We start from the raw sequence: 11,173 nt of genomic DNA, 5'->3' as shown, positions 1-11,173 counted from the left end.
CGCTCCACAGGCCCTACAAGCGGAACCGCGCCACGGCGTCGTTGAGCGCTACCGCCAGCCGCGCCAGCTCCTGGCTCGAACCGCTGACCTGCCCGGCGCCGGACGACGATTGCGCCGACAGGTCACGGATATTGACGATGTTGCGGTCGACTTCCTTGGCCACCTGGGCCTGCTCCTCGGCCGCACTGGCGATCACCAGGTTGCGCTGGTGAATCTCATCGATCGAATCGGTGATCCGACTCAGCGCGCCACCGGCCCCTTCGGCCAGGCTCAAGGTCTCGGTGGCGCGCTGGGTGCTTGACTGCATCGACGCCAGCGCATCGTTGGAGCCGGTGCGCATGGCGGTCACCATCTGGTCGATCTCCAGGGTCGATTGCTGAGTGCGATGGGCCAGCGCCCGCACCTCATCGGCCACCACCGCAAAACCACGCCCGGACTCACCCGCACGCGCCGCCTCGATGGCGGCGTTAAGCGCCAGCAGGTTGGTCTGCTCGGCGATGGAGCGAATCACGTCGAGCACCTTGCCGATGTCCCGCGATTGCTCGGCCAGGTTCTGCACCAGGGTGGAGGTCTCGCCAATGTTGCTGCTCAGGGCCTGAATCGCGCTGACTGTTTCGCCAACGCGGTGCTGGCCTTCGCGCGCGGTTTCATTGGAAAGCCTGGTGGATTCGGAGGTCGACACCGCATTGCGCGCCACCTCGTCGGCGGCCGAGGTCATCTCGTTGACCGCCGTAGCCGCCTGTTCGATCTCTGCCGTTTGCTGTTGCAGGCTGCGGCTGCTCTGGTCGGTGATGCCATTGAGGTCGGTGGCAGAGGCGGACATTTGCACCGCAGACTGGCGAATCAGCTGCAAGGTATCGCGCAGGTTGCCTTGCATCGATTGCAGGGCGACGAGCAAGCGGGTGACCTCGTCGTCGCCGCTGACTTCGACGGTCTGGGTCAGATCGCCGCGTGCGACGTTTTCCGCAGCGCGCATGGCCTGTCCCAATGGGCCGACGATGCTGCGCGTGAGCAGCCAGGCCAGGGCCACGGTGCTCACGCCGGCCAGGATCACAAAACCGAACACCATGGTGAGCGAGCGGCTGTACTGCGCCTCCGCCGCCTGGCCCAGCTGGTTGATCTGGCCGTTGTAGTAGTCGCTGAGCGCATTGAGCTGGGCCCCGGAGCCATCGACCACGGTTTTCATGTCCACCAGCAGCAGCTTGTTGAGTTCAGCGCCCTGCTGCTTGTCGGCCAGCACAAACGACTGCGCCAGCCCTTGCTGGTACTGGCGCAGCGAGACCTGGAACTGGTCGTAGAGCGCACGCACCTCAGGCGTGTCGACCAACGCGTCGAGCTCGGTCAGCTTCTTCGTCAGGTCCTGGCTGCGGGTGTCCATCTGACCGCGGTAGGTTGAAAGGTTAGCCGGGTTGGGGTCCAGCGCCATGCGCAACGAAATCGTGCGGATGCGCAGCATGATTTCGCGAATATCGGCCACCAGCCGCATCTTCGGCACCAGCCCACTCTCCACCTGCACCGCCCGGGCGCGAATACTCGCCATGTTCGACAGCGCGAAAAAGCCCAGCAGGGCCACGAGCAAAGCAATCAAGGCAAAACCCAGACCGGCACGGCGGGCGATGGACAGGCTGCGAAGGGACATTTTAAGGGCTCTTATTGGGGGGGATACGACATCGTATGACAGGGTTTCGGCCAGGCAGGCCTGGACTTGAGGGAATAAATCGGAAATAAACAATCCTGAATATCCGATGTGGATTCGAGCTGGAAGCATCACATCGATCACACTGATGATGACTATCGAAACGACCGCCTGCCGATTTGCCGGCGGTCATCCCTATAATCCCCTCCCACATCCCTCCCCCCGCCTGACGACAGGCGACATTCATCCTTGGAACCCAACACCATGCCAAGTGCCAGCCAGGCCTCCAGCGGCCTTCCCGAACATAATCAACAGAGCGTCAAGCAGCAGTGGCTGGCGATTCTGTCGGTTGCCGTGGGCGCATTCGCCCTGGTGACCAGCGAGTTTCTCCCGGTGGGCGTACTCAACGACGTCGCCAGCGACCTGGGCATCACGGCCGGCCACGCCGGGCTGATGGTGACCCTGCCCGGCATCATGGCGGCCCTTGCCGCGCCGTTTCTGTCGGTGAGCATTGGTGCGATGGACCGTCGCTATCTGCTGATCAGCCTGACGCTGATCATGATCATCGCCAATGGTATCGTGGCGTTTGCCAGTGACTTCAACGTGCTGTTGATCGGGCGTGTCCTGCTGGGCATCAGCATCGGCGGCTTCTGGGCCACGGCCATCGCCCTCAGCGGCCGCCTGGCGCCCAGGGGCGTCGATGTGGCGAAGGCTACGTCGATCATCATGATGGGCGTGACCCTGGCCACCGTGCTCGGTGTACCGGTGGGCACCTGGCTCAGCGGCCTGATGGGCTGGCGCATGACCTTTCTGGTCACCGCCCTGATGGGCGTACCGGTGCTGCTGGCTCAGGTGCTCCTGTTGCCGCGGCTCAACCCGGAAAAAGCGATTCGTGTCAGTGACCTCCCGGCGTTGTTTTACAACCCGCAGGCGCGGGTGGGCCTGATTGCGGTATTGCTGATCGGCCTGGCGCACTTTGCTGCTTACACCTATGTCGCGCCGTTCTTCAAATACAGTGCCGGCTTCGATGGGCCGACCATCAGCTCGTTGCTGCTGCTGTTTGGTGTGGCCGGCGTGGCAGGCAATGTTTTCGCCGGTTTCGCCGCCAACCGCAGCGTACGCAACACCCTGCTGCTGGTCGCGCTGATGATCGGCACCAGCACCGCGCTGTTCCCCCACTTCGCCACCGGCATGACCGGCGCCGCGATGCTGATCGCGCTGTGGGGCTTCGCATTCGGCGCGTTCCCGGCGTGCTCGAGTATCTGGATGTTCGTGGTGGCACCCAAGGATGTGGAGCGTGGCATGCCGCTGTTTGTCGCGCTGTTCCAGGTGATCATTGCCCTGGGCTCGTTCTTCGGCGGGCGCATCGTCGACCAGATGGGCAGCTCGGTGCTGTTGAGCCTCGCCACGGTATTGGTAGGCTTCGGGTTTGTGACGGTGCTGGTGTTGGGAAGGAATGTCAGTAACCGCCTGGTGGCGCAACCGGCCTGACGGTTAACTGTTGAAAAGGCCTGCCGAACGATGCGTTTGGCGGGCCTTTTTTGTTTTGGGCGCAGAGGTATTCGATCTGGAAAAACCTGGTAAAGAGAATGCCCGCACTGAAACTTGCGCGCGCAAGGCTGCGAGCTAGCCTCAAATGTGTCGCCGCTGTGGCGACCTACTGTCAGGGAGCTTATATGCCAACGCGATATCGTGATGCGGTTACAGGGGAATACGTGACGGAGGGTGAGGCCAAAAAAAGGCCGAGGGAGACGGTGAGGGAAACGGATAAAAAACCGTCGAAAAAATCGGAGGGTAAAAAGTAACGTCATTGTTTTAGCATGGTCCATGCAGATCTACCTTTACCCTTTTCGGAATGACTTTCCATGACGCCGGTTGAAATCAATGCATTCATTGAACGATGGCCCACTCTGGGCCTCACGCCTGTTGAGGCCTGGCGGGTGGCACAAGACTGTGAAAACCAGGTGATGGCGTTGCTGGAACGCCTCGGCAAGGGTTATCGGCGTCATGGAAACTGTGCCATCCACGAAAGTGCGGTTGTCGAGCAAGGCGCTGTGCTGAAGGGCGCGATCATCATCGGCGAAGGATCCTTCGTGGCGGCGGGCGCTTATCTGCGCGCAGGGGTGTACCTGGGCAAGAATTGCATCATCGGCCCAAGCTGCGAGCTTAAAAGCAGCTTCATGCTGGATGGGAGCAAGCTGGCACACTTCAACTTTGTCGGTGACTCGTTGCTTGGCGAGGGCGTAAATATCGAGGCCGGTGCGATCATTGCCAATTACCGCAACGAACTGAACGGGGCTCAAATCAAAATCCGTTATCTGGATCAGGTGATCGAGACGGGAGTAAACAAGTTCGGTGCCCTCGTGGGAGACGGCTGCAAGATTGGCGCAAACGCCGTTATTGCTCCTGGCGCGCTGTTGCGGCCCGATACTCATGTGCCTCGTTTGGGATTGGTTGATCAGTTCGCTTACGATTGAACGGCTCGACGCTGGTCGGAGTTAAACGCCTGGCCGCCTCCTTGAACGCTCCGCTCATCAGACACAACTCTCGGCAGCCTCCAGCTTAGGCTTCTTCACTTATTTCTATTTTCCTGAAAAATGCCTACTCAACGCTCGCACGTAGCTAAGCAGCTAAATCTTAAATTCTAGATACCGACATCATTTCTCCACCCGTACCTCAACGTGCCATTCTCGACTGCGCAGGACGGCACCCCTAGCTTGTAGGCGCAGGCATTCCCGACGGAAAGAATTGAAGCTATCGCAAAGGGTTGAGAGAAAAGGAGTAGTGGTGTAGAAAAGAGCGGCAATGCGCCATCACAGGCACAGCCTTCACGACACGGAGTCACTATGGACGTCGCCCGCTGCACTCTTAACAACCACGACTATGATATTCCCACCTTCGAAGCACTCAGCGATCACCAGATAGGCCATTACAGACGCTTCCTCGTATGCCCTGAGTGCAGTGGCCCTGGTTTTTATAGACGAGAGTCTAGGAGTGGCCAAGCTGCTTGCTTCGGCGCACGTCCTCACACTGCTAGATGTTCCATGGCAGCAGCAGAAGCAAGACGAGGCGGCGGCCTTGGCCCAGGTCAAGATGAACTCATTAATCGAGGTGACCGCATCGAGGTAGACTTCGACTATGGCGCTCACCCAATTGTTAACCCTCTTCCTGATGAACCAGCCAACCCAGGCGGACGAGGTGGAAGATTTGTTGTAGGTGGTGCAAGAAGAAATGCAGTCATGCATCGCCGCCTTAGCACTCTTCTCCGCAACCTAATGCATAGTGAAGACTTCCGCCGCTCAGACCAACTTATAGCTCTGCCCGAGGGCGAATTTCGAGTCAGAGACTTCTTCGTAGATTTTTCCGAGATCGGTGAAGATCTTGAAGATGAGTACCGGGGATACTGGGGAATGATCTCTGACGCGGGGCTATCTCGGGAAAACCCACCAAGCCTTTGGCTTAATAGTGGCGGACGCGACGACGTAAGCATTGTTGTCGGCGATGCTCTCTCCAACGTCTTCCTAGAACGCTTTCCATTCGATGAATTGGACGATCTGGCTGGCGCATATGTACTGATATTTGGACATTTAAGATTTTCTCAAAACGGAAAAAAATACATAGCACTAAGCAATATTGAGAAAATCACAATAAGTTTTTAATTGAAATAGTGAGGGACGAGGGCTATCTTCTCTCACTATTCATTAATTACTTGGATCTAATTTCAGAAATCACACCTAGCTTTCTTGCAACATCTTCTAGTCGCTTATTACTGAATTGCCAAGCTTTCCTGCCATTACCAATAGAAACATACTGTCCGTGCAAGCCCTCCCCCCATTCAAAATCAGGATCGCCAAAAAAACCATAGAAAACGCAGACACAATTCTGAATAAGGCATAAATTTAGTACTTGCTCGCACTAGGCTTGAGCTGACCATCAATATACACCACAGATATATTTGACCCCGCAATCGCTTGATGAACAGAGTTCATATTATCGACTTGCCTCTGATTCATACCCAAATCGAGTATTAAATAAATAGCCCTTCGGGATTTTTCAGATTTCATATACTCAGGGAGTTGACGGGTGATGCCGGTTTTCAAATGGGAATTGTCCGATTTCTTAATCTCAACCAACACACTATTCTCACCATTAGAACCAAACTTGAAGTCTACTGGCCCACGACCAGAATTTGACTCCCTTGCGATCATTATCTTATTTGCTTCACAATAAGATTCCGCCACACCATAAAATGCCAACTGGATTGCCGTCTCATTTTTTATTTTCGATTTATTGTCATAGAACAAAGTATTTAAGCCGTTATTCTCCACAAGATCCTTGAACTTCTCGCAAATTTTAAGCACCAGCTTATGGACCTCATCTAAATTTGGATGGGCGCTCAGCGATAGTTCTACAGGGTGCTCAGAGACAGCATCTACTGTTCTCTGGTACCACGAATACTCACCCTTTTTATCCTCGTTAAAATCGTAGGGCTTTATTTCTTTAGACGCATACTGATCAACCAAATCATCAATGAGATCAGGATATTTCAAGATCAACTTCTTGAGATCTTCTTTTTTCATGTTGGCTAGCGAACGCCAACTTGAACCTACCAAAGCATTGAGCGTTTCTCTTAGCTCCTCACTGCTGATACCAATTTCATCTGACCCGCTCCACTCAAATGCAGCCGGTAAATCTCTAAGCAGCTCTTTGGGGACTAGTAAGATAGGTTCGGCTGTAAATGGATTTGTAGGAAGGCCACTTCGTCTATCAATGGCGCCAGCCCACCCTTTAGGCAATATTTTTTTGTAGATATTATTCGAGTAAGTCAATATATCAGCTTGAATAATATTGGCAGTCATATCACTAATACGATCTGGCCCAAAATTATCCTCAAATAGTCCCACCAATTCAAAAAGTTCAGGATCGGTCTTTCCCGCATCTATAATTATTTTAGCAGTCTCTAAAATTCGATCCCTAAGCCCCTTACCAATTCCGCTTCCTGCAGTGCCACCAGCAGAGTAACCAATACAAAGTCCTCGCACTTCATGCCAACTCATCTTAGCGGCAGCCGACCTCCAGAAAACATCATGTTTTTCCTTGCTTGTTTGCAGCAACTTCCCAATTGCTAAAAACCTGCTTTGTAAATCTGAATAACTGGAGGCGAATTCGGGGGCTTTGCAGTGTTTCAGCAGGAGAGGGTCAATAAATAGGCGGGTATCGTGATCAAGAATCGGATCAAACACTCCAAGGGAGTCCAATGTCGCTTTGGGAATTCCGAGATATTTAGATAATGAGGTTGGCATGACAATCCTTTGCGCCTAGATATTTATGTCAAAATGCCATGATCATCTTTTTTATTCAAGCTCACAGCACACAGGCGCACCTGTATCTTGTGAATGACCCATTCATACCGCCGCTAACGCTTGTCTTGAGGAACCACATAGCTGGCTGCCGCTAGCTATCTGCCTGCCTGACTTAATCCGCAGAGCATGAAATCGAGTGCGTGAAGAAGCCTTAGCTCAGCGTGAGAAGCCCGACGCGGTGTATCTCGGATGCGAAACAGCACCTGTACTGAGGTCGGAGGCCACAATCCCACAAGCTTCATCATCTTTGGCCAGATAGAATTCTGACCAAAAAAAACCCCAATCCGAAGATCAGGGCTATTTTTTGGTACAAAGCGCTGGTACAAGAGCACTTCGCCAAAACCCTTATAAGTCATTGATTCATAAGGGTTTTTAATATGGCGGAGAGATAGGGATTCGAACCCTAGGTACCGGTGAAGGTACAACGGATTTCGAATCCGTCCCATTCGGCCACTCTGGCATCTCTCCAACGGCGCGCATCATAACAGCATGGTTCGTGGATGCAAAGCGCCGAGGCGATTTTTTTCCGTGCTATCAGATGCTTGCGTCGATTACAGCGGTACGCCGAGGCGATTGGCGACTTCTTCGTAGGCTTCGATGACGTCACCCAGGCCCTGGCGGAAGCGGTCCTTGTCCATCTTCTTGCGGGTGTCCTTGTCCCACAGGCGACAGCCGTCCGGGCTGAATTCGTCGCCCAGGACGATGGAGCCGTCGTGGAACACGCCGAACTCCAGCTTGAAGTCCACCAGCAGCAGGCCTGCGTCGTCGAACAGTTTGCTCAGCACGTCGTTGACCTTGAGGGACAGCTCCTTCATGCGCGCCAATTGCTCAGCGGTGCCCCAGCCGAACGCCACTACGTGGGATTCGTTGATGAACGGGTCGCCCTTGGCGTCGTCCTTGAGGAACAGCTCGAAAGTGTAAGGGTTGAGCTTGAGGCCCTCCTCCACGCCCAGGCGCTTGACCAGGCTGCCGGCGGCGTAGTTACGCACGACGCACTCCACCGGGATCATGTCGAGCTTCTTCACCAGGCATTCGTTGTCGCCCAGCAGTTTGTCGAATTGAGTCGGAATACCGGCTGCTTCGAGTTTCTGCATGATGAAGGCGTTGAACTTGTTGTTCACCATGCCCTTGCGATCAAGTTGCTCGATGCGCTTGCCGTCGAACGCCGAGGTGTCGTTGCGAAACAGCAGGATCAGGCGGTTGGCGTCGTCGGTTTTGTACACCGACTTGGCTTTGCCGCGGTAGAGTTCTTCACGTTTTTCCATGATGGGCTCCGCTTTGAGTGAGGTGGGCTAGGCGATGTGGCGCCAGTCGAGCCCTGAATCTTGATCGGCCAGTTGCAGCCAGTCCGGGTCGCACCCGAGGGTGTCGACGAAACATTGCCGGGCAAGCTGCGGCAGGTTGTTCTTGCTGCTCAGGTGGGCCAGGACCAGGTGCTGCAGGTCTTGCCAGCCCAACTCATACACCAGGTACGCCGCCTGATGGTTGTTCAAATGCCCCAGTTCGCCGCCTACCCGCTGCTTGAGAAAGTAGGGGTAATGACCGCGCGCCAGCAGGTCCCGACAGTGGTTGGACTCGATCATCAACGCATCGAGGTCGCGATAACCGTCCAGCACCTTGGCGCAGTAGGAACCCAGGTCGGTCAGCACGCCGAAGCGCCGCTGGCCGTCACTGAAGACATACTGCGTGGGTTCCTGGGCGTCATGGGCGACTGCGATCACATCGATGCTCAAGGCGCCGATGTGCAGTTGCTCACCGCCGGCCAGGAAACCTGCAGGTTCAATGGGTTTGCGCATCCCGCGCAGGGTGCCGCGACTCAGGTACACCGGAAGATTGTAGCGCCGAGACAGCAAACCCACGCCATGCACGTGGTCGGCATGTTCGTGGGTCACCAGAATCGCGCTCAGCTGCGCGGGGTGAACCCCCAGGCGCAGCAGGCGCCGCTCGGTTTCCCTCAGCGAGAAACCGCAATCGACCAGCACGTACGTGTCGTCATGAGCGACCAGCGTGCCGTTTCCCTGGCTACCGCTGCCGAGAACGGCAAAACGCATCGGATCAGCCCAGATTGTCCTGAATGACGCCCAACACTTTGCGCGCTGTTTCAGCGGGAGCAACGGTATTGATGTTCTTCTCGACGGTGACCTGCACGCTCTCGCCTACCTTGCTCAGACGAACCTGGTAGCGCTCGGCACGGGTTTCGACTTCTTCCTTGGTCGGCGTGCTGCCGAACAGTTTGCCGAAGAACCCTGGCTCGTCGTCTTTCTTCACGGCCTTTTCAGCCACGTTGATGTAGTACAGGCCAAGGCTGCGGTTGATATCTTCAACGCGCCATGGGCCTTGTTCCAACGCGCGACCGACACTGGCCCAGGCGCGATCCAGGTCTTCACCCAGGTTCAGCACCACGTTGCCGCTGCCGTCTTCGGTGAGGCTGACACGGCTCGGGGTGTCGTAATCGCGTGCGGCGAGCAGGGAAACGGAACCGCCCTTCTCGGAGATACGGCTCATGCTGGCCAGCATCTCGTCGACCAGGGCAGCGTCGACGCCGGTATTGACCGAACGATTGGTGAACTCGACATTGGCGGTGCTGCCGGCAGGACGCTCGGCGCTGACCACATAGACTTCACTGGTATTGCGTTGCACACCCGGCTCGATGCGCACGCGCACGCGGGTCTCGCCGTCGGCGGCTACGCCACTCGACTGCAGGCGCTTGGCCATGCTGGCGGACAGTTCGCTGCCGTGCTGCCATGCGGTGGTGAATTCACCGGTCTGCGGGCGCTGCTCGTCAATGCGGAACCCGTTGTCCTGGAAGAACTGCACCGCCACCGGCCAGACTTCGGCAGGTGGGCGCTGGGCCACGATCCAACGCGAATCGCCGCTCTTCTGCAGGCTGTAGTCGCTGGCGTCCGCCACGGCTGCGATCGGCTGCGGGCGCGGCACAACGTACTCACCCTTGGTGGTGTCGTCGGCAACGTTGCGCGGAATCGGCAGCAACGGGTCAAGGCGCTTGGCGACATTGACGTCCGGCGGCAGTTGCATCGGTTTGGTTGCTTGTGCTTCCAGGTAATCGCTGCCGCGGTCACGGAAGTAGCCTTCCGGGCCCCAGATCCAACCGCAGCCACTGGTGCTGGAGATAATCAAGGCAAGTGCGGAAAGTCCGGCCAATCGCTTCATGCGTAGTGCTTCCTCAATTAAACCAGGACGCCGGACTGGCGCAGGGCCTGTCGCAGCGGTTCGTGAAAGGCTTGGCTGAGCTGGGTGAGCGGCAGACGGATACCGTCCGGCATCATGCCCATCTCGACCAGCGCCCATTTCACAGGGATAGGGTTGGATTCGACAAACAGTGTCTTGTTGAGCGGCATCAGTTTTTCGTGGATCGCGCGCGCGGTCACGGCATCGCCGGCGATGGCAGCGGCGCACAGGTCACTCATGGCACGCGGGGCCACGTTGGCGGTCACCGAGATGTTGCCCTTGCCGCCCAGCAGCATCAGTTCGACCGCCGTGGCGTCGTCACCGGAATACAGCAGGAAGTCGCTGCTCACGCCGGCCAGAATGTCCTTGGCGCGTTGCAGGTCGCCAGTGGCTTCCTTGATACCAATGATGTTCGGTACGGTGGACAGACGGATGACTGTCTCGGCTTTCATGTCACAGGCAGTGCGACCGGGAACGTTGTAGAGGATCTGCGGGATATCGACGGCTTCGGCGATGGCCTTGAAATGCTGGTACAGGCCTTCCTGGGTCGGCTTGTTGTAGTACGGGGTCACCAGCAGGCAGGCGTCGGCGCCGGATTTTTTGGCGTTTTTGGTCAGTTCGATCGCTTCACGCGTGGAATTGGCGCCGGTACCGGCGATCACCGCGATACGGCCCGCCACACGCTTGACCACGAATTCGATGACCTTGATGTGCTCTTCCACATCCAGGGTGGCCGACTCACCGGTAGTGCCGACCGCCACGATGGCATTGGTGCCTTCTTGCAGGTGGAAGTCCACCAGTTTGCCAAGGCTGTCCCAGTCGAGATGACCTTGTGCATCCATGGGTGTGACCAGTGCCACCATACTGCCCGCAATCATGCAACCGCTCCTGCCGGAAAAAGAGAGCCGTAATGGTACTGGCGCCAAGATGCTTGTACAAGCGAAGTACCGCCTGAGGATGCGTTCTGGCGCAACTAAACGACGGG

The 11,173-nt window shown here is 56.6% G+C and carries 9 protein-coding genes and 1 tRNA gene; 3 read left to right on the top strand and 7 right to left on the bottom strand.

What is annotated here, in order from left to right; translation table 11 throughout:
- Nucleotides 1-13: 13 nt before the first annotated feature.
- Nucleotides 14-1,639, bottom strand: a complete 1,626-nt coding sequence (locus JOE32_RS24250) for a methyl-accepting chemotaxis protein (protein WP_209989976.1) — start codon at nt 1,637-1,639, stop codon at nt 14-16.
- A gap of 261 nt (nt 1,640-1,900) precedes the next feature.
- On the opposite strand from JOE32_RS24250, the gene JOE32_RS24245 reads away from it, so the two are divergent.
- The 3 genes from JOE32_RS24245 to JOE32_RS24235 all read left to right on the top strand — a co-directional run bounded on the left by JOE32_RS24245 (nt 1,901) and on the right by JOE32_RS24235 (nt 5,295).
- Nucleotides 1,901-3,127 carry an MFS transporter gene (locus JOE32_RS24245; protein WP_209989973.1) on the top strand — a complete coding sequence of 409 codons (1,227 nt, stop codon included), beginning with the start codon at nt 1,901-1,903 and terminating at the stop codon, nt 3,125-3,127.
- A 374-nt stretch (nt 3,128-3,501) separates the two neighbouring features.
- Entirely contained in the window at nt 3,502-4,113 is a 612-nt protein-coding gene (locus JOE32_RS24240) for a DapH/DapD/GlmU-related protein (RefSeq protein WP_209989970.1), read from the top strand.
- Between the two features lie 567 nt (nt 4,114-4,680).
- Entirely contained in the window at nt 4,681-5,295 is a 615-nt protein-coding gene (locus JOE32_RS24235) for a hypothetical protein (protein WP_209989967.1), read from the top strand.
- A 240-nt stretch (nt 5,296-5,535) separates the two neighbouring features.
- Here the strand turns inward: JOE32_RS24235 and JOE32_RS24230 are convergent, their stop codons facing one another.
- From JOE32_RS24230 to dapA, 6 genes are all read right to left on the bottom strand, one after another.
- Nucleotides 5,536-6,939, bottom strand: coding sequence for a hypothetical protein (locus tag JOE32_RS24230; RefSeq protein ID WP_209989965.1), 1,404 nt, complete (start codon nt 6,937-6,939; stop codon nt 5,536-5,538).
- A 438-nt stretch (nt 6,940-7,377) separates the two neighbouring features.
- Nucleotides 7,378-7,467: transfer RNA gene (locus tag JOE32_RS24225), tRNA-Ser, on the bottom strand.
- Between the two features lie 83 nt (nt 7,468-7,550).
- Nucleotides 7,551-8,264 (bottom strand): phosphoribosylaminoimidazolesuccinocarboxamide synthase, encoded by a 714-nt coding sequence (gene purC / locus JOE32_RS24220; RefSeq protein WP_003211975.1) that lies wholly within the window; start codon nt 8,262-8,264, stop codon nt 7,551-7,553.
- A 27-nt stretch (nt 8,265-8,291) separates the two neighbouring features.
- Nucleotides 8,292-9,050: an MBL fold metallo-hydrolase gene (locus tag JOE32_RS24215; RefSeq protein WP_209989962.1), complete on the bottom strand. Its 759-nt coding sequence runs from the start codon at nt 9,048-9,050 to the stop codon at nt 8,292-8,294.
- A gap of 4 nt (nt 9,051-9,054) precedes the next feature.
- Nucleotides 9,055-10,170: an outer membrane protein assembly factor BamC gene (bamC, locus tag JOE32_RS24210; protein WP_209989959.1), complete on the bottom strand. Its 1,116-nt coding sequence runs from the start codon at nt 10,168-10,170 to the stop codon at nt 9,055-9,057.
- Between the two features lie 17 nt (nt 10,171-10,187).
- Nucleotides 10,188-11,066: a 4-hydroxy-tetrahydrodipicolinate synthase gene (dapA, locus tag JOE32_RS24205; RefSeq protein WP_209989953.1), complete on the bottom strand. Its 879-nt coding sequence runs from the start codon at nt 11,064-11,066 to the stop codon at nt 10,188-10,190.
- Nucleotides 11,067-11,173 lie beyond the last annotated feature (107 nt).

Source organism: Pseudomonas sp. PvP025 (genome assembly GCF_017832155.1).
In the GTDB taxonomy this organism is placed as follows: domain Bacteria; phylum Pseudomonadota; class Gammaproteobacteria; order Pseudomonadales; family Pseudomonadaceae; genus Aquipseudomonas.
This window is presented reverse-complemented; position numbering and strand designations above follow the sequence as displayed.